The sequence below is a fragment of the Amycolatopsis granulosa genome (genome assembly GCF_011758745.1).
Taxonomy (GTDB): domain Bacteria; phylum Actinomycetota; class Actinomycetes; order Mycobacteriales; family Pseudonocardiaceae; genus Amycolatopsis_E; species Amycolatopsis_E granulosa.
Map to the genome: position 1 here is coordinate 4,477,892 of NZ_JAANOV010000001.1, position 23,244 is coordinate 4,501,135.

26 protein-coding genes and 1 pseudogene are annotated in these 23,244 nt (G+C 66.2%); 14 read left to right on the forward strand and 13 right to left on the reverse strand.

What is annotated here, in order from left to right; genetic code table 11:
• Positions 1–4: 4 nt before the first annotated feature.
• From FHX45_RS21985 to FHX45_RS22000, 4 genes are read right to left on the reverse strand one after another with little or no spacing between them, the layout of a single operon-like run.
• Positions 5–856 (reverse strand): fumarylacetoacetate hydrolase family protein, encoded by an 852-nt coding sequence (locus FHX45_RS21985; protein ID WP_167105190.1) that lies wholly within the window; start codon positions 854–856, stop codon positions 5–7.
• Positions 853–1,806, reverse strand: coding sequence for a VOC family protein (locus FHX45_RS21990; protein ID WP_167105193.1), 954 nt, complete (start codon positions 1,804–1,806; stop codon positions 853–855). The genes FHX45_RS21985 and FHX45_RS21990 overlap by 4 nt, the downstream gene beginning before the upstream one ends.
• Before the next feature lie 30 nt (positions 1,807–1,836).
• Positions 1,837–3,273, reverse strand: a complete 1,437-nt coding sequence (locus FHX45_RS21995) for an aldehyde dehydrogenase family protein (protein ID WP_167105196.1) — start codon at positions 3,271–3,273, stop codon at positions 1,837–1,839.
• 29 nt (positions 3,274–3,302) lie between these two features.
• Positions 3,303–4,406 (reverse strand): NAD(P)-dependent alcohol dehydrogenase, encoded by a 1,104-nt coding sequence (locus tag FHX45_RS22000; protein ID WP_167105199.1) that lies wholly within the window; start codon positions 4,404–4,406, stop codon positions 3,303–3,305.
• Between the two features lie 162 nt (positions 4,407–4,568).
• Here FHX45_RS22000 and FHX45_RS22005 point away from each other — a divergent pair, with 162 nt between their 5' ends.
• Positions 4,569–5,240, forward strand: coding sequence for a GntR family transcriptional regulator (locus FHX45_RS22005; protein ID WP_167105202.1), 672 nt, complete (start codon positions 4,569–4,571; stop codon positions 5,238–5,240).
• Between the two features lie 24 nt (positions 5,241–5,264).
• Here the strand turns inward: FHX45_RS22005 and FHX45_RS22010 are convergent, their stop codons facing one another.
• The 3 genes from FHX45_RS22010 to FHX45_RS22020 form a co-directional block, all read right to left on the reverse strand.
• Positions 5,265–5,939: an HAD-IA family hydrolase gene (locus FHX45_RS22010; RefSeq protein ID WP_167105204.1), complete on the reverse strand. Its 675-nt coding sequence runs from the start codon at positions 5,937–5,939 to the stop codon at positions 5,265–5,267.
• A 78-nt stretch (positions 5,940–6,017) separates the two neighbouring features.
• On the reverse strand, positions 6,018–7,088 hold the full coding sequence (locus tag FHX45_RS22015) for a Gfo/Idh/MocA family protein (RefSeq protein ID WP_167105208.1): 1,071 nt from the start codon (positions 7,086–7,088) through the stop codon (positions 6,018–6,020).
• Positions 7,085–7,915: a sugar phosphate isomerase/epimerase family protein gene (locus FHX45_RS22020; protein WP_167105211.1), complete on the reverse strand. Its 831-nt coding sequence runs from the start codon at positions 7,913–7,915 to the stop codon at positions 7,085–7,087. The genes FHX45_RS22015 and FHX45_RS22020 overlap by 4 nt, the downstream gene beginning before the upstream one ends.
• Before the next feature lie 147 nt (positions 7,916–8,062).
• Between FHX45_RS22020 and FHX45_RS22025 the strand changes: the two genes are divergently transcribed.
• Complete coding sequence (locus FHX45_RS22025) at positions 8,063–9,082, forward strand: Gfo/Idh/MocA family oxidoreductase (protein WP_167105214.1); 1,020 nt, start codon at positions 8,063–8,065, stop codon at positions 9,080–9,082.
• A 123-nt stretch (positions 9,083–9,205) separates the two neighbouring features.
• On the opposite strand, the gene FHX45_RS22030 is transcribed toward FHX45_RS22025, so the two are convergent.
• The 3 genes from FHX45_RS22030 to FHX45_RS22040 are packed head-to-tail and all read right to left on the reverse strand — an operon-like array spanning position 9,206 to position 11,882.
• Positions 9,206–9,997 (reverse strand): crotonase/enoyl-CoA hydratase family protein, encoded by a 792-nt coding sequence (locus FHX45_RS22030; protein WP_167105217.1) that lies wholly within the window; start codon positions 9,995–9,997, stop codon positions 9,206–9,208.
• On the reverse strand, positions 9,994–11,034 hold the full coding sequence (locus FHX45_RS22035; RefSeq protein ID WP_167105220.1) for a quinone oxidoreductase family protein: 1,041 nt from the start codon (positions 11,032–11,034) through the stop codon (positions 9,994–9,996). Before FHX45_RS22035 ends, FHX45_RS22030 begins: the two co-directional genes overlap by 4 nt.
• A complete protein-coding gene (locus tag FHX45_RS22040; protein ID WP_167105223.1) occupies positions 11,034–11,882 on the reverse strand; it encodes an MBL fold metallo-hydrolase in 849 nt (282 codons plus the stop codon). Before FHX45_RS22040 ends, FHX45_RS22035 begins: the two co-directional genes overlap by 1 nt.
• Positions 11,883–11,958: 76 nt before the next feature.
• On the opposite strand from FHX45_RS22040, the gene FHX45_RS22045 reads away from it, so the two are divergent.
• Both FHX45_RS22045 and FHX45_RS22050 read left to right on the forward strand, forming a co-directional pair.
• Positions 11,959–12,309 (forward strand): winged helix-turn-helix transcriptional regulator, encoded by a 351-nt coding sequence (locus FHX45_RS22045; RefSeq protein WP_167105226.1) that lies wholly within the window; start codon positions 11,959–11,961, stop codon positions 12,307–12,309.
• Positions 12,310–13,099: 790 nt separating this feature from the next.
• Positions 13,100–14,695: a reverse transcriptase domain-containing protein gene (locus FHX45_RS22050; RefSeq protein ID WP_167105229.1), complete on the forward strand. Its 1,596-nt coding sequence runs from the start codon at positions 13,100–13,102 to the stop codon at positions 14,693–14,695.
• Positions 14,696–15,329: 634 nt separating this feature from the next.
• Here the strand turns inward: FHX45_RS22050 and FHX45_RS22055 are convergent.
• The gene (locus tag FHX45_RS22055) at positions 15,330–15,566 is read right to left on the reverse strand and encodes a helix-turn-helix domain-containing protein (protein WP_167105232.1); all 237 of its coding nucleotides are present in this window, start codon (positions 15,564–15,566) and stop codon (positions 15,330–15,332) included.
• 128 nt (positions 15,567–15,694) lie between these two features.
• Here FHX45_RS22055 and FHX45_RS22060 point away from each other — a divergent pair, with 128 nt between their 5' ends.
• Complete coding sequence (locus FHX45_RS22060; protein ID WP_208406043.1) at positions 15,695–15,994, forward strand: winged helix-turn-helix domain-containing protein; 300 nt, start codon at positions 15,695–15,697, stop codon at positions 15,992–15,994.
• Positions 15,995–16,009: 15 nt separating this feature from the next.
• Entirely contained in the window at positions 16,010–16,588 is a 579-nt protein-coding gene (locus FHX45_RS22065; protein ID WP_167105235.1) for an HD domain-containing protein, read from the forward strand.
• On the opposite strand, the gene FHX45_RS22070 is transcribed toward FHX45_RS22065, so the two are convergent.
• On the reverse strand, positions 16,557–17,027 hold the full coding sequence (locus FHX45_RS22070) for an NUDIX domain-containing protein (RefSeq protein WP_167105238.1): 471 nt from the start codon (positions 17,025–17,027) through the stop codon (positions 16,557–16,559). The genes FHX45_RS22065 and FHX45_RS22070 overlap by 32 nt on opposite strands.
• A 5-nt stretch (positions 17,028–17,032) precedes the next feature.
• Positions 17,033–17,779, reverse strand: coding sequence for a helix-turn-helix domain-containing protein (locus tag FHX45_RS22075; protein WP_167105241.1), 747 nt, complete (start codon positions 17,777–17,779; stop codon positions 17,033–17,035).
• 203 nt (positions 17,780–17,982) lie between these two features.
• Between FHX45_RS22075 and FHX45_RS22080 the strand changes: the two genes are divergently transcribed.
• The 8 genes and pseudogenes from FHX45_RS22080 to FHX45_RS28755 form a co-directional block, all read left to right on the forward strand.
• Complete coding sequence (locus FHX45_RS22080) at positions 17,983–18,294, forward strand: hypothetical protein (RefSeq protein ID WP_341771566.1); 312 nt, start codon at positions 17,983–17,985, stop codon at positions 18,292–18,294.
• Between the two features lie 10 nt (positions 18,295–18,304).
• Entirely contained in the window at positions 18,305–18,496 is a 192-nt protein-coding gene (locus FHX45_RS22085) for a hypothetical protein (protein ID WP_167105247.1), read from the forward strand.
• An 84-nt stretch (positions 18,497–18,580) separates the two neighbouring features.
• A complete protein-coding gene (locus tag FHX45_RS22090; RefSeq protein ID WP_341771567.1) occupies positions 18,581–19,297 on the forward strand; it encodes a hypothetical protein in 717 nt (238 codons plus the stop codon).
• An 11-nt stretch (positions 19,298–19,308) separates the two neighbouring features.
• Positions 19,309–20,118: an FtsK/SpoIIIE domain-containing protein gene (locus FHX45_RS22095; protein ID WP_167105250.1), complete on the forward strand. Its 810-nt coding sequence runs from the start codon at positions 19,309–19,311 to the stop codon at positions 20,116–20,118.
• A gap of 39 nt (positions 20,119–20,157) precedes the next feature.
• Positions 20,158–20,406 (forward strand): hypothetical protein, encoded by a 249-nt coding sequence (locus FHX45_RS22100; RefSeq protein WP_243869181.1) that lies wholly within the window; start codon positions 20,158–20,160, stop codon positions 20,404–20,406.
• 11 nt (positions 20,407–20,417) lie between these two features.
• Positions 20,418–21,914, forward strand: coding sequence for a replication initiator (locus FHX45_RS22105; RefSeq protein WP_243869183.1), 1,497 nt, complete (start codon positions 20,418–20,420; stop codon positions 21,912–21,914).
• A 15-nt stretch (positions 21,915–21,929) separates the two neighbouring features.
• The gene (locus tag FHX45_RS22110; protein WP_167105253.1) at positions 21,930–22,106 is read left to right on the forward strand and encodes a helix-turn-helix transcriptional regulator; all 177 of its coding nucleotides are present in this window, start codon (positions 21,930–21,932) and stop codon (positions 22,104–22,106) included.
• Positions 22,107–22,123: 17 nt separating this feature from the next.
• A pseudogene (locus tag FHX45_RS28755) lies at positions 22,124–23,221 on the forward strand (site-specific integrase); the annotation flags it as partial.
• Positions 23,222–23,244: the final 23 nt, after the last annotated feature.

Below are 23,244 nucleotides of genomic sequence, written 5' to 3' on the forward strand. Positions count from 1 at the left end.
TCTGCTACCCGACCGAGGCGGGCCTTCCTCCCGCTGCGACCTCGTCGGCGACTGTGCTCGTGATCCGGCCGATACCGTCGATCTCGACGCGGATCTCGTCACCGTGCTTGAGGAAAACCTGGGGGTTCCTGCGGTAACCGACTCCTCCGGGCGTCCCGGTGAGGATCACGTCCCCGGGTTCGAGCGCGGTGAACTCGGACAGCTCCGACACCAGCCGCGGGACGTCGAAGATCAGCTTGGACAACGTGGACTCCTGCACGACCTCGCCGTTCAGGATCGTGCGGATGCCCGCCGTGGTCAGGTCCATCTGGTCGGGAGTCACGATCCACGGTCCGAGCGGGGTCGAGCCGTCCCAGGCCTTTCCCTGCAACCATTGGTGGGTCTTGTACTGGTAGTCCCGGACGGTGATGTCGTTGGCGATGGAGTATCCGAGGACGTGGTCCAGTGCGTCGCCGCGGGCGATACGCCGGCCGGGTCTGCCGATGATCACGGCGAGTTCACCCTCCCAGTCCACCTGGCGCGACTCGGGCGGAAGCTGGATGGGCGCGCCGGCTGCGATCAGGTTCGAGGCGAACTTCGGGAAGAGCACCGGATAGCGGGGGAGTTCCCGCTTGGTTTCCTCGACGTGATCGAGGTAGTTGAGCCCGACGCAGAAGATCTTCTTCGGGGCCGGGCTCGCCGGCAGAAGGCTCACCTGCGCGAGCGGGACGCGACGGGTTTCGTGCCGGGGGGCCGCTTGCAGCGCGTCGGTTCCGGCGTTGACGGTGAGCGTGGCGTCTCCGAGCGGGACGATCGTGTCCCCTTCGACGACGCCGACGCGTGCAGATCCCTCGATCTGGTAGCTGACGTACTTCACCGGCCCGCCTCCGCGGCTCCGCGGTGGCCTTCGCTGGTCTTGCGCCAATGGGGAAGCTGACCACCCCAGAGGTTCACGCTCTCGGGTACCGGATGCCACTTACGGGCCACGTACTCCACCTGGTCGTCGTAGAACTTCTCCATCTCGGCCGACAGTTCGATGTGGTTGCCGGCCGGGTCGTCGAAGAACACGAACAGGTTGTTGCCGGGTCCGTGCCGTCCCGGTCCCCACTGCACGGTGACCCCGAGCTCGGTGAGCCGGTCACACCAGGACTTGAAGTCCTCCCACTCCGCGAGGTCGTACGAGTAGTGGTCCAGAACCCCGGACCGCCCCACGTGCACGATCGCGAGCGTGTGGTGGTCCTTGTTGCTGCGCAGCCAGCAGAAGCGGCCGTCGGAGAGCTGGTCGGTGACGCGGAAGCCGACGGCATTGGCGAAGAAGTCGACCTGCCGTTGCACGTCGTCCGTGCCGATGGTGGTGTGCTGGAACTTGACTGGACGCCGGCCGGTGTCGGCGGCGGTTTCGCCCTGCCGCCACACCGCCGAGTGGAAGTGCACGGGGACGCCGTCGGGGCTGACGGCCGAGATCGCCTCGACCGGTCCGGCGGCGAAGTCGACGAAACCCGGGTCGAGATCGGTGACCTCGTAACCCGCGGTCGTCAGCCGATGACGGATTCCCGCCACGCCGCCGGGGTCGCGGACCTCGAATCCGAAGTGGTCCAGCCGTGACTCACCGGGCAGCAGGTCGATGACGTGATGGCCGGTGCCCCACCCGAGCCGTACGCCGCCGTCGGGCAGCTCCTCCTGCCGGACCAGCCCGAGGACGTTGGCGTAGAACGCCTCGCTCGCCGGCACGTCCGGCACCCGGAACCCGATGTGGGAGACCGCGGTGTCCCGCAAGATCCCGGCGTTGTCGTTCTCGATGATGGCAACGCGATTTTCTGCACTCATGTGTGAAACCTTCGTGTCGTGCTGGTGCGCTCAGACAGCGGCGCGGTAGACGTGCTTGACTTCCTGGAATTCGGCGAGGCCGCCCGGGCCGTTGAGACGGCCGACTCCGCTGTGCTTGTAGCCGCCTTCTTCGAACTGGTCGAATATCTGCGCCCAGGCGTTCGTCCAGACCGTGCCGGCCTCGATCGCCCGCGACATCCGAAGCGACCGCCCGCCGTCGGCGGTCCACAACGATGCGGACAGCCCGTAGTCCGTGGCGTTCGCCCTCCGCACCGCCTCGTCCTCGTCACGGAACGTCTCGAAGGTCGCGACGGGGCCGAACAGCTCCTGCTGGATCAGGGGTGACTGCAGGTCGGTCACGCCCACCAGGGAAGGACGGTAGAACGCGCCCGGACCGTCCACCGGACCGCCGCGGAGGATGACCTCCGCCTCGTTGCCGGTGACGAGGCGGTCGACGCGGTCGACCGAGGCGTGGTCGATCAGGGGGCCCATCTCGCTGGCCGGGTCGATGCCCGGGCCGAGCTTCACCGACGCGAGCGCGGCGGCGAGGCGGTCGCGCAGTTCGCCGGCGATCGCTTCGTGGGCCAGCACCCTGCTGCCGGTCATGCAGAACTGACCGGCGAAGGTGGTCACCGCCGCACGCAGTGTGGGGACCACGGCGTCGAGGTCGGCGTCGTCGAACACGATCATCGGCGTCTTCCCGCCGAGTTCCAGGGACACTCGTTTGAGCTGGGGTGCCGCGGCGGCCATGATCCGGGCACCGACGGCCGAGCTTCCCGTGTAGCTGATCACCCCGACGGCCCGGTTCGCGACGATTTCCTTGGCGCCCTCGTCGCCGGACTCGGTGAAGAAGTTCACCACGCCCGCAGGCAACGACTCCACCTGTGCGAACACCTCCGCGACGAGTGCGTTGGTGAGGGCCGTCTGGGCCGGCATCTTCACCGCGACGGTGCATCCGGCCGCCAGCGCCGGCGCGAGCGACCGGATGGTCAGCACTCCCGGGGAGTTCCACGGGACGATCACGCCGGCCACTCCCACCGGTTCCCGCAGCAGCATCGACATCCCGCCCGCGGTCTCGGCGGCCGTGCCCAGATCCGTCAGCGCGAGCCCGGCGAAGTAGCGCAGCTTCGGCGCCGCGATGCTCAGTTCGAACTGCGCCTCTCGCAGTGGCTTGCCGTTCTCCAGCGTGATCGCGGTCGCGATCCGGTCGAGGTTGCGCTCCAGCACCAGCGACAGCTCCCACAGTGCCCGCGCCCTGGCTTCGCGGTCCGACCGCCACCAGCTCGTCCTGAACGCCCTGTCCGCCGCATCGATCGCGGCGTTGGCGGCCTCGGATCCACCGTCGTGAAAGGTGCCCAGGACTTCGTCCGTGGCCGGGTTCCGCGATTCACGTACCGGGCCGGTCGCGGCCCACTCGCCGTCGATGAAGTGCCGGGCTGGTCCGGACGTGAACGGGTTGGATGACATGTGCACTCCTGGCTGGTGGTTGGAACGGTCTAGAAGACCAGGACGGGTTTGACTGTCCGGCCGTGCTCGGAGTCGGCGAAGGCGGTCGCGATGTCGCTGAGCTCGTAGTGGCGGATGATCTTGTCGAACGGGAAACGCCCCTGCTGCCAGAGGCCGATCAGCTGGGGAATGAACACCTGCGGCACCGAGCTGCCCTGGATGATCGTGCGGAACGACCACCCCTTGTTCAGGGATTCGCCGATCTCGAAGGAGACCTCCGTGCCCGGCAGCGATGCGCCGACGAGGGCGACCGCTCCGCGTGTGCCCAGCGCGTCGGCGGCGGTCCGGAGCACCTGGGGCCGTCCCGTCGTGTCCAGTGCGAAATTCAGCCCGGCGCCACCGGTGATCGCGTCGAGCCGCGCGGTGACGTCCTCGCTCTTGCTGTTGATCACGTCCGTGGCGCCGAGCTCGCGCACGAGGGTGAGGCGCGAGTCGTTGATGTCCACGGCGACGATGCGTGAGCACCCGGCGATGACCGCGGCCATGATCGCGCCCGCGCCGACCGCCCCGGCGCCGAACACGGCGAAGGTCGATCCCAGCGCCGGCCGCAACTCGTTGAGAACGGCGCCGGCACCGGTCTGGATCCCGCAGCCCAGGGGCGCGACGAGGGTCAGATCGACGTCCGGGTCGACCTTCACCAGGCTGCGCTCGGCGACGTTGGCGTAACTCGCGAACGACGACTGGCCGAAGAAGTGGGAGGAGACGGTCTGCCCGTGGTCGTCGGTGAAGGACGTGCTGCCGTCCGGGCGCCGGCCGCCGAAGTTGCGGGCGAAGAGGTCTGCGCAGTAGGCCGGGCTCCCGCTCAGGCACGGTGTGCAGTGCCCGCACGAGTTCGCCGACAAGAGCACGTGATCACCGACGCCGACCCGCGTCACCGCGGAACCGACGAACTCGACGACCCCGGCACCTTCGTGACCGAGGACCGCCGGCAGCGGCGTCGGGTACACCTGGTCGCGGATGATCGCATCGGTGTGACACACGCCCGAGGCCACCATGCGCACGCGGACCTCGTCCTCGCGGGGCGCGTCCAGCTCGACACGAGTGACAGTGGGCGTTGCGCCCCGGGAAGCGATGACGGCGGCTTCGACGTGCATCGATGGTGCTCCTTGTGGGTCGGAACTCGCGGAGGTGCCGACTGCGGCGACTCTCCCTGGGGCATCATCGAAACAGGCACCCTACGAAAAAGCAACATTATTTCGAAAATCCTGTGGATTTGAGGACGATGCTATGGTTGACTTCATCGAAGGAGGCAGACAATGACTGAGGGCGCGGGGTCCGCCCCGATTGCCACAACTCGGAGTGCGGTCGTCTTCGAGGCGATCCGTGCGGAGATTCTCGGGGGGCTCCTCAAGCCGGGGGCGCGCTTGCCCTTCGCGGCGCTGGTGGAGAAGTACGACTGCTCGATGGGCACACTGCGCGAGGCCCTGCAGCGGCTGGTGGAGACCGGGCTCGTCGAGTCGTTCGCGCAACAAGGGTTCCGCGTGGTTCGCCTGTCCGACGAAGACCTGGCCGATCTGACCGAGGCGCGCATCGACATCGAGGTGGCGGCCTTGCGTCACGCCGTTCGCGAGGGCGACATCGCGTGGGAAGGCGCTGCTGTCGCGTCCCTGCACGTGCTCGAGCGCACGCCCCGGCACGACGAGACGTCGCCGGATCACCTCACCGAGGAGTGGGCGGTGGCGCATGCCGCCTTCCATCACGCCCTCCTCAGCGGCTGTCGCAATCGTCGCCTGCTCAACGTCGCGGCCCGGTTCCGCGATGCAGCCGAGCTGTACCGGCGATGGTCTCTGCCGCCCGCCCGCGATACCGCTCGGGATCCGGACGAGGAGCATCGGGCGATCTTGAAAGCGGCGGTCGACCGGGACGAAGAGCTCGCCTGCCGGCTGCTGCGAGAGCACATCGAGAAGGCCGCGTCCCATCTGGAATGATCCGGCGGGCGGCGTTCGCCGGCCTCATGGCCGGCGAGGTTCCCGCCGGGTCACCGGCGCGTCGGGGGTACTCGAGATCGTGACGGCCCCCGCTCTGCCGGTGACGGACAGGTTCGTGAAATCCGGCAGCCTCGGCAGCGCGTTGGCGCGCGGGGAATCGTGGTTGCCCACAACCACCGTGAACGCCCCTGCGCCCATCGCCGCGGCCAGCCCGGCTTCGGCGTCCTCGAACGCCAGGCACGCCCCTGCGGGGATCCGCAGTCGCCGCGCGGCCAGGAGGTAGCCCTCCGGCGCCGGCTTGCCGGTGCGCACATCGCCACCGCTGATGAGGACGTCGGGAACCGGCACGCCGGCCGCCGCCAGGCGCGCCTCGGCGAGCCGGCGCGGAGCGGACGTCACGATGGCCACCGGCACATGGGCGGCGACCCGGGTCAGGAACTCCGGGGCCCCGGGAACCGCCCTGATCTCCTCGAGCCGGTTGAGTTCTTCCTCGAGGAGTGCGGCGGTGGCCGCGTCGACGCTCGTCTCCGGCAGGAACCGCGCGACGATGTCGCGGCTTTGCCGCCCGTGTGCGTAGCTCAGGATCCGGGCGGGCTCGATGCCGTGCCGCGCACCGAACTCCGTCCACAGTGTTTCGACCACCTCGGTCGAGTCCACGAGCGTGCCGTCCATGTCGAAGAGGGCGGCACGCCCTGACATCGTGGGAATACACCCGTCCCGCACCATGCCCCCTTCGACATCGCCGGCTTCCATCCCGGTCCGGTCCGCAGACCTGGCTCAGACCTTGACCTCAGCGCCGCCCTCGGCGGAGGAGCGGTACACGGTCTCGATGACGTGCGCCGCGTTGTAGGCGTCCCTCGGCGTCACGACAACCTGCGCTTCGCCCCGGACCGCCCGCAGGAAGGCGTCGCCCTCGATGTCGAAGAACTCGGTGTTCGCGATCTCCGCGAGCTCCGGTGAGTACTCCGTCGTGTGCGCGGCCCAGGGCTCCGGGAACGCGCTTTCCGACCATCGCGTCCATCCCTTCGGATAGCCGGCGAAACCGTTGGCGAGGAACAGGTCGAAGCCGACCGGGAGCGGGCGCGTGTACAGGCTGCCGCCCGTTCCGTGTGCCTCGATGACCCAGCTCTCCACCCAGGGCATGGAGTCCCAGGAGAAGAAGTCGATCGAGACGGAGCGGTCCGGGTAGTTGAGGATGGCGACCGCGGCGTCCTCGCGGTAAGCGGAACGCTGGTCGCCAGGAAGCTTCGACACCCGCCCGTTCACCGATACCGGAACCCCGAACTGGGACAGGACGAGGTCGACGATGTGCGAACCGATGACCCAGAACGCGCCTCCCATGTCGTCCGGCAGGTTGATGTGCGATGTCGCGGCCTCGTCCAGGGAACAGGCCCCGTGCGCACGCACCTGGAGCACGTCCCCGAGGGCTCCCGCTCGCAGGATCTCGCTGGCCGCGGTGATCGCCGGTGAGAAGCGGTAGGTGAACCCGACCTGGCAGACCGATCCGGTCTCTTCCGCCACCTCGGTGAGTTCCTTCAGGTCGGACACCGACGCCCCGCCCGGCTTCTCGACCAGGACCGCCTTGCCCGCGCGCATGGCGCGTACCGCCAGCGGTGTCATGTCCTTGCTCTTCGAGTGGATCAGCACCGCGTGGACGCCGGGATCCGCCAGCAGCTCGTCGGCGGACCTGCGCGGGATGTTCAGCAGCCGCGTGAACGGTTCGATGACATCCGCGTCGTCGGCCGCGCCCACCACCCGCACGCCCGGCGTCCCGATCATCTTCCGGACCCGTCCGGAAGCGTGCGGATGAGTGACCCCGAGGCAGGCGATGCCAAGCGTGTCCGTCACAGGAACCTCCTGGCCGTCCGGTAGGACTCGTGCGCCTGGTCCTTGAGCGCGCGGGCACGATGCTCGTCGGAGATGATCTCCACGCCCCAGGGACCGGAGAACCCGGTGGCACGGATCGCGGCGACGAAGCCCGCCACGTCCATCCCCCCTTCACCGGTCAGGTTCCGGTCGTGCAGCGTCTCGTGGAGCAGATCGTCGCCCAGCGGCTCCGCGGGTCCGTCATCGAGTTCGACGCCGACCACGTAATGGCCGGGCAGCGCCGCGATCTCCTCGAACGTGCTGGCCGACCGGCTGATGTGCCAGAGATCGATCATCAACCCCGCATTGGCGCGGTTGGCCCGGTCGACGATGGCCACGCCCTTGCCGATCGTGTTCACGTTGCCGTGCGGCATGATCTCGAACGCGACAGCGCACCCCGCCTCGGCGAAGTCGTCGCACACCGAGCCGAGCGCATCACCGACGACGGCCACGTCGAGTGCCTCACCGTCGATGCTGCCGCCGACCTTCACGTGCCGGGGGTGGAAGAAGTGCGCCGCCCGCAGGAGGTACGCGCGGTCCTCATCGGACTTCTGCCGCGCCGCGCCCGTGCGGAACCAGTCGTTGAGCATCTCGATCTCGATGTGCTCGATGCCCGAGGCACGCAAGTGGTCGCGGACCTGGGACCACCCGACGGACTTCTCGGCGATCTGCAGGTCCTCCAGGAGCAGCCCGAAACCCGTGAAGCCCGCTTCGGCCGCGGCCGAGATCCGATCGAGGAGCCCGAACTCACTGTGGTCATTGCCGATGAGCGGCCCGGCGGAGCCAGCCGTCGTCCAACACGTTGCCAAGAGATCAACATCCTGCGCCATTGCCTGGGGCCTTCCACGGTGAGGAGTCCGACGACTACGTAACGAATATCTCCGACTATTTCGAAAATACAGGATCTGCGGCTATGGTCAAGCCACTGGTCACCAGCGGACACGAGGGAGTGCTCTATGACCGACATCGCGCTACTGGGCTTCGGCCGGATCGCGCAGGTCCACGCGAAGGCCATCGCCAGCGGGAACCTGCCGATCAACGTCCGTGCGGTCGCGGACGCGAATCCGGACGCGAGGGCAGCCGCCGCGCAGCTCGGTGCGAAAACCTTCGAGTCGGTGGACGAGCTTCTGTCCGCCGGCCTGGAACTGGACGCCGCCCTCGTCGCCTCGAGCACTCCGTTCCACGTCGAGCACACCACGCTGGCGCTCGACGCCGGCCTGCACGTGCTGTGTGAGAAGCCGTTGTCCGAAGACGTAAAGGAAGTACGGCACCTCACGGCACTGGCCGCCGAGAAGGGTCTGGTGCTGCGGACGGCCTTCAACCGGCGGTTCGACCCGCTGTTCCGGGATCTCAAGGCGAGAATCGGCACGGAGACCGGACCGGTCCGCTCGGTGCACATCATCTCGCGCGACCCGTTCCCGCCGCCTCCCGGCTACCCGCGCTCGGCGGGCAGCATGCTGCGCGACATGACGATCCACGACTTCGACACGGCGCGGTATCTCGTCGATGACGACATCGTGGCCGTGACCGCCCGCGGGACCGGGACCTTCGACACCGACGCGCTGGCCGTCGGCGACACCGACACCGTCTTCCTCATCCTCGAAATGGCCCGCGGGACGCTCATCGGGATCGACAACTGCCGCGCCACCTCGTACGGGTTCGACCAGCGCATCGAGGTGCACGGCGAAGCGGGCACGCTGCACGCCGGGAACGAGGCGCTCCCGCAGGCGACGCGCATCGGTGCCGGAGGGTTCACGACTCCGCGCCTCGTCGACTTCTTCCCCACGCGCTACGCGCAGTCCTACATCGACCAGCTCAGCTCGTTCGGCAACGCCATCGCGGCCGCCAAAGCGGGTGCGGCCCCGGACGACATCGCCGCCGACGGCCGTGATGCGCTGCAAGCCCTGCAAGCAGCGTTGGCAGGCTGGCGTTCGATTGTCGAGGGACGCCGTGTCACGCTGGAAGAAGTCGTGTGACGACCGGCCACGCCCCGCTCGAACGAGTGGGTTGATCTGGCTGTCGTTGGGATCGAAGGGAGGCCGGACCGGGGTGGGGCCCGGTCCGGCCTCCCGGCGGTAGGAGCGCGCTGACGGGTGCTCCTACCGGCCGGTGAAGACCGCCTTGCGCCGCTCGATGAACGACTGGATGCCCTCCTGACCGTCGGCGGTGGCGAACAGCCGGGTGACGGTGGGGGTGAGCTCCTCGATGGCGGCCGGGTCGCCGTGGTCGCGGGCGCGGTGTGCCGACTCGAGCACGGCGCGGACGCCGAGCGGCGCGGCGGTGTCGGCGATGCTGCGGGCGATCGCGACCGCGTGTGCCACGGGGTCGGCGCTGACGACCTCCTGGACGAGACCGATGCGGTGGGCCTCGGCGGCGTCGAACTCGTCGCCGGTGAGCATCCAGCGCATGGCGTTGCCCCAGCCGGTTTCGCGCGGGAAGCGCAGGGTCGCTCCGCCGAACGGGTAGATGCCGCGGCGGACCTCGAGCTGGGAGAAGCGGGTGTCGCGGGCCGCGACCCGGATGTCGGCGGCGAGGAGCAGCTCGATGCCCAGCGTGAGCACGCGGCCCTGGGCGGCGGCGACGACCGGGGTGGTCCAGTCCCCGTCCAGGCGCCACGGATCGCGGCCGTCTTCCGGGTAGAAACCGGTGCCCGACTGGATTGCCGGGCCGACGTCGGCCAGGTCCAGTCCCGCGGTGAAGTGCTCGCCGTGCGCGAACAGCACACCGCAGCGCAGGTCGTCGTCCGATTCGAGCAGGGCGTAGGCGCGGGAGAGGTCGTGCAGCATCGCGAGGTTGAACGCGTTGTGCTTCTGCGGCCGGTTGAGGCCGATCAGCAGGATGTGCCCGTCGCGTTCGAGCGTGATCGTCCCGTGCTCGGAGGTGAGGGTCATGTGGTCGCTCCCTTGGTGTCGGGACGATTCTGGTGGTCGGTGCCGGTCGGGTCGAGGAACACCCGGCCGGGCGGACGGTCCTCGACGACGCGCCGTTGCGCGTCGGCCGCCTGTTCGAGCGGGTAGATCCGGTCGACCGCCGGTTTCAGGGCACGGGTGGCGAGCTGCTCCAGCAGGGTGCGGTAGGTGTCGGCGATCTCCTGCTGGGTGAACGCGGTGAAGAGGAAACCGGCGATCTTCACGGTTTTCCAGATCAGGTCGGTGACGTCGATCGTGGCCTTGGTGCCCGCGGTGTAGCCGATGCTGACCAGGGTTCCGCCGGACCGCAGGGTGCCCAGCGCCGGACCGGTGATGTCGCCGCCGAGCGGGTCGAGCACGATGTCCACGCCGGAGCCGCCGGTCACCCGTGCGACGCCCTCGGCCAGGGTCTCGCGGCCGAGGTCGATGACCGTGAGCTTGTCGTCGTGCGGAATCGCGGTGGCGCGGTCGGCGCCACGAGCGGTGGAGATGACCTGTGCGGCGCCGAGGACCGGCGCCACCTGAGCCGCGGCGGAGGCCACCGCGCCGTGGATGCCCGGTGCCAGCACGACCTGTCCCGGGCGCAGGGGCACGACCCTGGTGAGCGCCAGCCAGGCGGTGAGATATCCCGACCCGGCCACCAACGCCGCCGCCTCGTCGTCGGTCACGCCGTCGGGGATGGCCACCAGGTGGGTCGGCGGAACCGCCAGCACTTCCCGCCAGGTCCCGTCGGTCTTCGTGCCGTAACCCCACCCGCACAACAGAACTCGCGTTCCCGGCGCGTACCCGGAACCACCCGGATCGGTCACCCGGCCCACGGCGCTGGCGCCGGGTACCAGCGGCAGCGGCTTGCGCATCGACGACGGCAGCACACCGGCTCGGACCTTGTCGTCGAGCGGGCTGACACCGGCACGGGTGACCCGGATCAGTACGTGTTCGCCGTCGGGCTGTGGATCGGGGAGCTGCTCGACGCGAAGGTGCTCCGGTCCGCCGAACTCGTGGAATCGAACTGCCCGCATCACGTCAGCCTCTGCGCGTTCAGCCAGACGGTGCCCGGGTTGAGCCGGTCCGGGTAGTGCCGGACCATCTCGTCGAAGAACTCGCGTGGCGCGGGTTTGCCGGCCAGCACCCGCTGGGCGGTGCGCAGGTAGTCGGCGGTCTCGTCGAGGATGCCGGGATCGTCGGCGCGGGCGGGATCCTTGTGACCGGCGACCACGGCCGTGGGCGCCAGGCCCCGCACCTTGTCGAGGGCCCGCAGCCAGGCGTCGATGCCGCCGTCGAGCCCGCCGTCGGCGAGGTACTGGTGCACGTTGTTGTAGGCGACGTCGCCCGCGACGACCAGCCCGAGGTCGGGCACGTGCAGCACGGTGGAGTCGTCGCAGTCGCTGTGCCCGACCTCGACCGCGATCAGCGGATGTCCTTCCAGCGCCAGGGTTTCGGCCGGCAACGGCCGGGCGATCACCCGGGTGTCGGGGATCTGCCCGGGAAAGAGCCTGTCCCAGAACGCTTTCCGGGCCCCGGACGCCGAGGCGTGCATGAGCGCGACGGTGCCTTCGGTGGCGTGCACGGTCGATCCGGGGAAGCGCTCGACCAACGCCGCCGCCCCGAACCAGTGATCGCCGTGGCCGTGCGTGACGTAGATGTGGGTGAGCCGCTTGCCGGAGCGCTCGATCCAGTCACCGACCCGACGGGTCTGCTCGGCCGTGAACGGCGGGTCGACCAGAACCGCGTCGGCCGCGCCCGAAATGAGCGTCGTCGAGAGGGGTGACCACAGCTGGGGCTTCCCGGTGGGGAGCGTGCCGGTGGTGGGGATGGGCTCGGACACAAAAACGTCGTACGACAGTGTGGTCGTACGGGACTCGGGCATATTCTGCTCCTCGGTCGAGCTAGTAGCTATCATGAGGATAGGGACTTTCCCCATGTGGAATGTCGAGGAGTGAGCCATGACACAGCGGGAGCTGGACATCGAGTCCATCCGGCCGTACTGCCCGTACTTCGCGTCGGCGATGGACACGCTCGGCCGCCGCTGGGCGGCGACGGTGTTGCGCGCACTTCTGGCGGGGGCCACCCGGTTCAGCGACATTTCCAGCGCGGTTCCCGGTATGACCGACAAGCTGCTGTCGCAGCGCCTGAAGGATCTCGAGGCCGACGGGCTCGTCGAGCGGACTGTGCACGCCAGCACGCCGGTGCGCATCGAGTACCGGTTGACCGAGAAGGGGGCGGCCCTCGGCAAGGTCCTGCTGGAACTCAACCAGTGGGCACTGGAGTGGGTCGAACTCCCGGCCGGGCGTTGATACCGCTCGCGGGGTGGGCTGCGGCGGCCCACCCCGCGAGCGCGGTAGCGGCAGCGCGGGGCGCGGACAGCAAAAAAACCCCAGGCCCGTGGACCTGGGGTGACTGTGCGCCATCAGGGACTCGAACCCCGAACCCGCTGTTGGGAGATCAACTCCTCCGGGCACCTGGGGAAGGTCCTGAACATCCCTCGTGACCTCGGTCTTTCGCGGATGCAAACGACGGTCGTCCAGGGCCGTTGCGGGTTTCCTCGGGTCCATTGGGCACAGTAAAAGCACAGTTGCCGGGCTGGCGCACACTACGGAACGTGATCAGCGGGCGCGGCTGGCACCGGACCACCAACCAGGCGCCACCTTCCCGCGATCCAAAGCCGCCCACAGCCGGGACGGGCGCTGTCAACCCTGTAACCGATCACGCCCGACCCGCGACGTACGTTCCGTGACCTTCCGGACGCAGAGTGAGCACCGCGGGCGTGATCGGCGCGCAGCGGGGTTGACGGCGCCCGTCCCGGCTTTGACCATCCGGCGATCGCGGGAAGGTGGCCCGGTCGGGCAGTGGCCTGCACTCGGAGCCCCCTGCCCGTCTTGTGCCCCTCCCTGACGTGCGCGCGCTGGCCGACGGCGTTCAGCGCGGCCGGGCCAAGCAGAGCGGTCCAGCTCGGCCGCGCGCCAGTTCGGTCCGCGCGCCCGCCCGGCAGGGCGGCTTGAAGACGTAAAGAAAGTTCTCACCTCACGCCCCCAGGTAACTAGGCCGTCGATCATGGACCGATGACCGGGAAGGATCTTGGCTTTAATGAAGATGGATGCGAAACTAGTGAGCAGACTGAAGCTTTCGGATGCAATCGAGGCGGAGTCAAAAGGCGATCCGGATCTCCTTCCCCGCATGCCTGGTTGGACTGAAGCACTAAAGAATTCGCAGAAGTTAGAGAAATGGATAAAAGGTCGCCTTCAGGCCGGATTTTTTCCTAGCGGTCAGGTCAATGTAGCTACGCGCAAGGCGCATCGCGGTATTCGTCCGCTCTCGATATGGGGAATTCCTGAGCGGATTATTTACCGGGCGATCTCGGATCTGGTACTGGCGGGCGAACCGGCGCTTGATCGAAGCCCCCAGGCTTATCTAGCCTTCATTGGTGGCCCGATCGAGTACGCGAGAAGCAGTCAGCCGAGACTTGTGGAACAGCCCGATAGTCAGACCCTTCTTCTCGGAGAGTTCTTCTCCCATATTACGTTGGAGGGTTCAGACGTTCGGTATATTGTGAAGACTGACTTGACTGCGTTCTATCAGTACATAGATCATGCGGTTCTTTCAAGTGAGCTTACGGCACGGTCCTCTGAATTCGAAGCGATCGAATTCCTGGGCGGCTTTCTCGGTCAGGTAACTGGTAGGGGTTTCGGCGTGCCACAACTCTTCGACTCTTCCGATCGACTTTCTGAGATCTACGCATACATGATCGAACGTGACTTGTTGAGACAAGGGGTGCCGACCTGGCGGTTCAACGATGACTTCAGAATCGCTGCAACAAGTTTCTCTGAAGCACTCGACTTTATCGAGCGCGTCGATTCTGCTGCACGCGAAGTGGGGCTAACCATCAACGACGCAAAGACGACGACACCAAAGGCTGCAACGTATGCGGAGGAGAATTTCGGTCTGGCTATCGACGACGAGATTCCGGAGCATTTGGTGCATAATGCCCCAGAAGATGTAGTTGGCGACTACACTGAAGGCATCGGAGCGGACGACGCCGACTGGGCCGTCGACGTCATACAATCCACGGTTGTTAAGAGCAAGAAAGAGAAGGACACCGATTTTCGGGAGATTGAGCTCACGAACCTTGACGGAGCGCAAATCAAACTTCTAAGGCGTGCACTTCGGGTTCTTATTCGTGACAAAAATCCGTCTGTGCTGTCTGATGTTGCTAAATTGGTCACCTACACGCCTTCGCTTACGCCTTGGGTTATGCAATACGTCTCCCAGACGGGCAACGCGGACCTGGAGATCACAAGGAACTTCATCAAGACTGTAGTTACAGAGCTGAGTTTGAGTGATTGGCAGCGCATTTGGACTTTGCGAATGATTTCCGATCTCGAGCTTGTCGGCGACGAAAATTTGGAGCGGAGTACGCAGATTACCCAATGGATAGAGGACATGCTTTACAAACAACATACCGCGCCGACCAGGGCCGAAGCTGCCCTCGCATTGTCGACTGTCGGGCGAGTAAAATATAAAGAAGTAGACATTTTGCTACGTACACAGCCTGACGCCTTGGCTTCATGGTATCTCCAATGCGCTTCAAACCTAAGAAGTCAGCAGGCAATGGACGAGAAACAGTACCGCGCGCTGAGAGGAACGACACCACTCTTCGCTGCGCTACTGCCGGAGAACCCCTAATGCTCGAAACCGTCCTCCATCCGCTCACGCAAAGTGCCATACAGCAATTTGGATCGACGCTCATTTCGTACCTTCAGGCCGCGAAATTTGAAAGACCCTTGATCGGCCGGATCCCTACTACTTTCAGCGCTCCTGGCGCGCCAGACCACGAAACAATTCAACTCCAGAGCTATTGCTTCCGGCTGGTTAGCATTACTGAGAGCTATACCGACTTGCTCTTTAGCGACCTACTTGTTCGGTCAATCTACCCTGACGACCCCGTGCAGCGAAAGATGGCTGAAACAATAAAGGACAAGACAGCGATGTCGTGGTCCGAGCGAAAAGAGTCGTACGCGGCCTACTTTCAGATATCGTGGGGAGGTTGGCACTCCTGGGGTCGCTTCAATCTACTTATTGAAGCGCGAAACGCGGTTGCTCACGGTCTTGGAAGACTCACTTCGCGTCAGATACAGAAAAATTCTTTGTCTCAGGTTAAGCAAGTTGGACTAGAAATCGTTGACGGTGGCCTAGTTTTCACAAAGGAGAGTGTTGAGATTTGCTACGACGTCTGTAAAGGCTTTGTCTTGGATCTCGATAAGGCTGCTACGGTACTTCCCCTCTTTCCGCAGACGTATCATATGTAGTGCTCGGCATCTCATTCAAGATCGAGTTGGGAGATGACTTCTATTGGTGCTATGCCGAGTGTGCGGCATACTTTTATTAGCTCGATCACATCTAATCGCCGCTCGCCGGTCTCGTATTTGCTCACGAACGATTGCGGGACCCCGAGACGCTCTGCCACCTGCACCTGTGTGAGGCCAGCTTCCTTGCGCAACTCGCGCAGGATGCGGCAGAGCTCCCGGTATTCGGCCGAGTAGATCGACTTCTCCACCTGTCAAGGCGACCGGAGAGCCCGCGAGTATCCCAACTTCGGATACTCTGGCAACGTGCCCGCTGCGATCGGCAGCACCACCACGCGGCGAGGCGCACGACCGGTATCGCCGAGAGGCAGGAGGGAGCATGAGCGATGACCTCGACGGCAGTCAGGCCGTCGACGAACGCATCGTCTTTGATCCGGAGAGCAATCCGGACAAGTACATCTACGAGCACCTGGCCGATCACCTGGCCAGGCTCATCGCGGCGGGGCAGCTCAAGCCCAATACGCCGTTGCCGGCCGAACGGCGCCTGGCCGCTGAGTACGGCGTGGCGCTGGGCACGGCTCGTCACGCGACCAGCATCCTGCGGGAACTGGGCCTGGTCGTCACTGTCCGCTCTAAGGGCACCTTCGTTCGCGGGCCTCGTGCGTCCGCTGAATCTTGACGTTACGGTGGGCGGATGTCGCTGATCTCGTGGGCATACGACCTCTCCGAGGCGAAGCTGCGTGACGCGCTGCCTCGACGATGGGCCCACGTCCAGGGCGTAGCCCGGCAGGCGCGCACCCTCGCGCCGATCGCCGGATCGGACGCCGAACTCCTCGAAGCCGCGGCCATCCTTCACGACATCGGGTATGCCCCCGATCTGGTCGACACCGGCTTCCACCCCATCGACGGCGCTACCTACCTCGCCAAGGTCGATGCCCCCGAACGGCTCGTGCACCTCGTCGCACACCACTCCTACGCCGTCTATGAAGCCGAACTGCGGGGGCTGACCGACGAGCTGGCCGACTTCCACGATGAGCGCGGCTCGATCCGCGACGCGCTCTGGTACTGCGACCTCACCACCTCGCCGGACGGCGAGACCGTCGACGCTGAAGACCGTATCGCGGAGATCAAGCGGCGCTACGGCCATGACCACCTCGTGACTCGGTTCATCACGGGTGCCACTCCTGAACTGCTGGCAGCCGTCGAGCGCACGAAGGGCCGTCTCTCCGCCGTCTCGGCGGCTAACCCAAATGGACGTCCGCGGGGTTCTTGACCGCGTGGTCGATGCGCAGCCGCATGGACGGGTGAATGTCCAGCTCGTCCAGGCGCTCCGGCGCGACCCAATACACCTGCCGTGACTCCGAGCTGGGCCGCAACGTCCCTGCCAGCGGGCGGGCGTGGAAGCAGATCGAGAACTCCTGGCGAACCTCGCCGTCGTCGTAGGCGATGACGTGCTTGGGGTCGGAGTAGATGCCACTGATCCCAGTGACCTCGACCGTCAGCCCGGTCTCTTCCTCGACCTCGCGCCGCACGGCGTCCACCACTGACTCGCCGAGGTCCTGGGCCCCGCCGGGGAGCGCCCACAGGCCGTTGTCGGTGCGCTCGATCATCAGGATTTCGCCAGCCTCGTTGCGCACGACTGCGGCGACCGCGGTCACGATGCTGTTGGCGGCCGGGGCGTCGGGGTCGTCGTAGTAGTCCTTCTTCGGCACGAGCCTCAGTCCTCCCACTTGTGCGGTTGAGCGTGCTCCCACACGGCGGTGAAGCTGTCCGCGTAGGTGGTGAACAGGTCGCCCGCCGACAACCGCCGCAGGTGCAGCGCGGGGGCGTGGGCGGCCATCTTGCCGTAGACGTGCGGGTTGACGATCATCTGGTCGTCGAACCGGAAGATGCTGTTGTAGAGCACCGTTCGGTGAGTTCGGATGTCGATCCCGGGCACGTTGTCGAGCTTGCGGAAGTAGGCCAGGGCGTGGTCGATCTTCGCGGAGATCGTGTGCGGTCCGATGCCCTCGTCGATGCTTCGCTGGACAACCGCGTCTGCATTTCGGTCACCGAACAGCAGCCGGATCCGCGCCCCCGCTTCGGCCTTGCTGCGCAGGAGGTCCAACAGGCCGGGCTTCTCGGTCATGAACATGCCGACGTAGACCAGCATGTCCACGTACGTCGTCGCCTCGTCCAGGAGCTTGTCCCAGAGGTCGGCCGGCACCGAGTTGCGGTGGGCGTAGACCTTCACGATCTCGGAGTTGCTGACCTCGCTCGCCTTGGCCTCGGACAGCGCGTCCGGCCACAGGTAGCTCTCGCTCTCCTGCAAGATCGCGGCGATCTTGTGGCGCGATTTCGCGTAGGGCGTGCGGCCCTTGGTGATCCAGCGCTCGACCGTCTTCGGGTCCACTGCGATACGCTCGGCAAGCTCGTCCGGCGTGATCCCCTGGGACAGCATCGCGTCACGAAGACGCTCGTTCATCCTCAACCCTCCCCCTGTACAGCTAGGGACGTCTTCAAGGTACCAAGGACGTCCTGAGATGTCCTTCCGTGCGGTGAAGTGGTCCCCGCGCCCCGAGGCATCTTGATACGGCACACCGCAATACACCGGGGCATACCGCGGGTGCTGAATCAAGTAGCTGCCTTGGAGGCATTGAGATGCGATTGATGATTGACACTTCGCAGGTGACGTTCACGGTGGGTCGTGAGGCTCAGCCGAAGACGGATCAGAACGGGGTGCAGCGGGTCGAGCGCAACACCAACGTTCCCATGTGGTCTGTGCAGCTGGTTGCGATGGACAACGGCGGGGCTGAGGTGATCACCGTGACCGTGGCGGCTGCGCAGCCGCCGAAGGTTCCGACTGGTTCCCTTGTCACCCCGGTGGAGTTGCAGGCGATTCCGTGGGCACAGAACGGCCGCAACGGTGTGGCTTTCCGCGCGACCGACATCAAGGCTGTCCCCGCTTCGAAGTCCGGTTCGAACACGTCCGGCTCCTGAGGAGCCACCCGTGAACAACTACCCCGTCGATCCGAAGGAAGACGATCGAGAACCGCGCTTCACCTTCAGTCTGATCCACGACGTGGCCGATTTGCTGGCCTGTAAGGGATATCCGAAGGTCGAGAGCAGTCAGGACTTCGTCCGGCTACAGCAGGCGCTGTACGAATTCTTGTACAGCACCGAATTCTGTCACTATTTCTGATCCACGAGAGAAGCACGGGACCGGTCTGGTTCTTGGCGGTTCCTGCCCGGCCCGTGCCTCTGTCGTCTCCACCTTGGAGGAGTCGTGACCAAGTCTATCCGTGGTGCGCGTGGCGCGCGCCGTGTCGACGTCATGGAGTTCTGGCACGCCCCGAAGCAGCACTGGTTCGTGGTCGGCCTGGGCGTGCTGCTGCGCTGGCGCGCAGAGATCTTTCTGGCTGCCGTGTTCCTTGCGAGCATGGCGTGGCTGTACCACGAGGTCGGCGAGGGCTTCGCCTGGCTGATCTTCACCGGGGTCGTCGTGGTGGTCGTGCTGGTGCCACCGACCCGGTGGTTCGTGTTCTCCCGGTTCTGGTGCCTGGTCGATCGGCACCGGTTGCGCACGTGTCTGCGGCAGGCGCGGGCACGCACGATGAACCTGGACGGCGCGTTGCCGTTCATGCTGTGGGCCCGGCCCACGAAGACCGGGGAGCGGGTCTGGTTGTGGAGCCGTGCGGGCTCCTCGGCCGGGGATCTGGAAGCGGTCCTCGAGTACATCGCGCCTGCCTGCTACGCCCGGGATGCGCGGGTGCACCGGGTGCGCAAGCTGTCCACCCTGTTTGCGGTCGAGGTCATCCGTCGTGACCCGCTGGACCGCTCGACGCCCATCGACTCGCCCCTGGCGAAGGTAGCGAACCTGGTACGCAAGTCCCGGGGTGAGGGCACCGAGCCGATCGCGGCCGCCCCTGTTGTGCCTGTGCGGGAGAAGCCTGCGCCGAGGCCGGCCGTGGTGGTCGACGACCTGTCCGACTACATCGACTGAGGAGGCCGGTCATGCGCAAGACCACGATCCCCGTCGCGGGACTGTCCATCTACGACCCCGTCCACCTCGGCATCTATGAAGACGGCTACGGCGTCGACATCGAACTGATCTGGCGCAACATCCTGCTCGCCGGGGAACCCGGCGCAGGCAAGTCGGTCGGGCTCAACAACATCGTCGCCCACGGTGCTCTCTGCCCGGACCTGTCGTTGTGGCTGTTCGACGGCAAACAGGTCGAGCTGGGCCTGTGGCGCGAGGTGGCCGACTTGTTCGTCGGTCCCGACATCGAACGCGCTCTGATCGCGTTGGAGCGGTTGCAGGCGGAGATGGACCGCCGCTACGCCGAACTGGACCGGGTCCGTCGGCGCAAGATCGACCGTCACGACCCCGTCGACGTCATCATGGTCGTCATCGATGAACTGGCCCTGTTCTCGGCCACCATGGGCAGCAAGGACCAGCAAGACACCTTCGTGCGGCTCCTGCGCGACCTCGTCGCCCGGGGCCGGGCCGCCGGAATCATCGTCGTCGCTGCTACTCAACGGCCCTCGGCCGACATCATCCCCACCAGCTTGCGGGACCTGTTCGGGTACCGCATGGCCTACCGGTGCACCACTGATTCCAGCTCCGACATCATCCTCGGCCGCGGCTGGGCCTCCCAGGGCTTCGACGCCTCCCACATTGCACCGGAGGAACGCGGCGTCGCTCTGCTGCTCGCCGAAGGCGGCACCCCACGGCGGATGAAAACTGCCTACCTCACCGACGCGCACATTCACTCGCTCGTCGAATACGCGCGCCAGCTTCGCACCAAAAAGACTGTCGCGTAACGCAATTCCCCTTTCGTCTCGCAGGAGAGGACTGCCCTCATGCTGACCGCAACGAAACCCATGGCCCTCACTCCCGAGCAGCTGTGGGTCTTCGTCACCGGCGACAACAACGCCGTCGACGTTGCCCGCCTGGCCCACGCTCCTGAGATCGGCGGCTTCATCGCCTTGCCGATTTCCGCGTTCGACCCTTACGCGCTGCTGCCTGCTTACTCGCCAACTGGCGAACTCCTGGAGGGCTGGCGGTGGGCCACCACCCGCGACGTCGAGACCTACGCCCACCTGTTCTGACCGGAGCACTGTTGACCGTCTCGACCATGACCCTCAGCCCCACCACCAAGACGGTGGTGGGGCTGGGAGCCGTCGCCGAGCCGGACATCCTCCGCCGCGCCGCCAGCCCCGACTACCGCTGGTGGCTCGCCCACGTCATGCCCGCGGCCGCCTGCTCCAGACCAGTACGCCTCCGCGTCGAAGCCGACTGGGGCGGCGGTGGGGTCGAGCGGGTCACCGACGACATGCCGGACGGGCTGCTCTACGTCGCTTGTAAGAACCGCCGTGCCTCGGTCTGTCCCGCCTGCGCCGAGACCTACCGGGCCGACACCTATCAACTCGTCAGGGCCGGGCTCGTCGGCGGCAAGGGCGTGCCCGCAACCGTGACCGAGCACCCGTGCTTCTTCGTCACCCTCACTGCGCCGGCCTTCGGGCGTGTGCACAGCCGCGTGGTCAGCAACGGGCAGGTTAAGCCGTGTCGGCCCCGGCGCTACGCCCCGCTCTGCCCGCACGGTCGCTCGACTGAGTGCCGGGTCCGACATGGCGAGGATGACTCGCGAGTGGGGGAGCCGATCTGCCGGGACTGCTACGACTACGAGGCTCAGGCCGTCTGGAACTTTCACGCCGGGGAGCTGTGGCGGCGCACCACGATCACCCTGAACCGCTACCTCAAAACCGTCGCCAAGGACCGGGGCGTCAAGGTCCGGCTCTCCTATGCCAAAGTGGCCGAGTACCAGCGGCGCGGCGTGGTGCACTTCCACGCCCTGATCAGGCTCGACGGGCTCGACCCGGCTGATCCGGATACCATCGTGACGCCGGACCCGAGTATCACGCCGGAGCTGCTGAGCAGCCTCATCGACACCGCTGCGACCGTCACGCGCTTCACCACGGCACCCCACCCCCGGCGACGCACCGGCTGGGCTCTGACCTGGGGCAAGCAGCGCGACATCCGCCCCGTCCACCTCAACACGAGCGATCAAGATGACCGTGGCGCGCTGACGACCACTGCGGTGGCCGCCTACCTCGCCAAGTACGCCACCAAGGCCACCGAGGATGCCGGGCACGTCTCCCGGCGGCTGACGCAGCTCGACGCCAACATGCACGCGGAGCGCGATAACCACCAGTCACGGCAGCTCGTCGCGTGCTGGTGGCTCGGGCAGCGGCCCTTCTACTACACCAGCACACAACAACGCACCGAATGGGCCGAAGGCTGGGGAAAGCTCCAAAAGTGGGCGCACATGCTCGGCTTCGGCGGCCACTTCTCTACCAAGAGCCGCCGCTACTCCACCACGCTCACGGCGCTGAGGGCCGTCCGCAAAGCCTTTCATCGCGGCGAACACCCCGATGAGGTGATGCCGGCAGACGCAGACCGGGACGGCGACGCATCAGTGGTCATCCTCAATTGGATTTTCGACGGCATTGGCTGGCTCACGATCGGAGACGCGGCCCTGGCCAACACGGCGGCCGCCAAAGCCCGCGAGCGCAAACGGGTCGCACGTGAAGAGATGGAGGAATCCCTTGCCCGGTAAGTGAGGAGACACGATATGGAAAGGCTCTGGACTGTCGATGACGTCGCCGAGTACCTCGGCGTCCCGGTGACCACCCTCTACGACTGGCGCACCCGCAACTACGGCCCGAAGGGCAAGCGGGTGGGCAAGTACCTGCGCTACAAGGCAGCCGACGTCATCGCGTGGTTCGAATCGCTCGACGACGCTGCCTGAGAAGGGAACACGACGACATGGGGCGTCCGCCGCTACCTGTGGGCACCTACGGCAAGATCAGTTCCAAGAAGGACGGATCGAGCTGGAAGGCTTGGTGCAAGTACCGGGACGTTGACGGTGTTGTCCGACCGGTGCGCTGCTGGGCTGATACCAAGACCAGAGCGGAGAACAAGCTCCGCGAGCGGCTCCGTGAGCGGCAGATCGGCACGGGCCTGATCAAGCCCGACACCAAGGTCGTCATCGTCGCCGAGAAGTGGCTGGAAGAGTTCCGCGAACAGGTCGCTCTCGGCCAGCGGAGCGGCACCTCACTCGACACGTACGAACAGCGTTGGCTGACCCTCGTGAAGCCGTGTGTCGAAGCGCTCCGCATCGACGAGCTGAACACTGGGCGGGTCGACAAGATCATCCAGGACGTCAACAGGGACTACTCGGCGAGCACGGCTAGGACCGTCCGAGCGATCATCTCGGGGTTCTGCGGCTTGGCTGTGCGGCACGATGCACTTAAGGCGAACCCTGTCCGTGATGCCCGGCCCGTCGAGACGCGCAAGCGTAAGAAGCCGGTCCGAGCGCTGACGGCCGACGAGGTGCTGAGCATCTTCGCCAAGGCCGATGCCGACGAGGTCGCGCAGCGGCAGGACCTGCCGGACATCATGCGGTTCTACGGCGGCACGGGGGAGCGTACCGGCGAGGGCATCGCCGTGCGATGGGAAAACATCGACTTCGCCGAGAAAGTGGCGTGGGTCGAGGGCAACATGGTCCGCACGAAGGCGGACGGTGCCAAGATCAACGAGGGCAAGAGCGCCAACGCGCTCCGCGGTGTCCCGCTAGCTGATTGGCTCGTCGAGATGCTCCTGGACCGGCGAGCCCGTCTGGCCGCCGAGCAGGGTGTCAGGCCCGAGGAACTGACGGGCTGGGTCTTCCCCAACACTTTGGGCGGGCTCCGCGAGGCCAGCAACCTCCGACGAGACTGGCGCGCCTTCCGTGAGCGTCACGGGATCGGCGACTGGTTCACACCGCGCACGTTTCGCCGGACGGTGGCGACGCTGGTCACCGACGTGCTTCCGACGCGCGAAGCCAGCGATCTTCTAGGGCACTCTCGTGTGTCCCAAACCACAGATACCTACGTCGGGCGGCACGC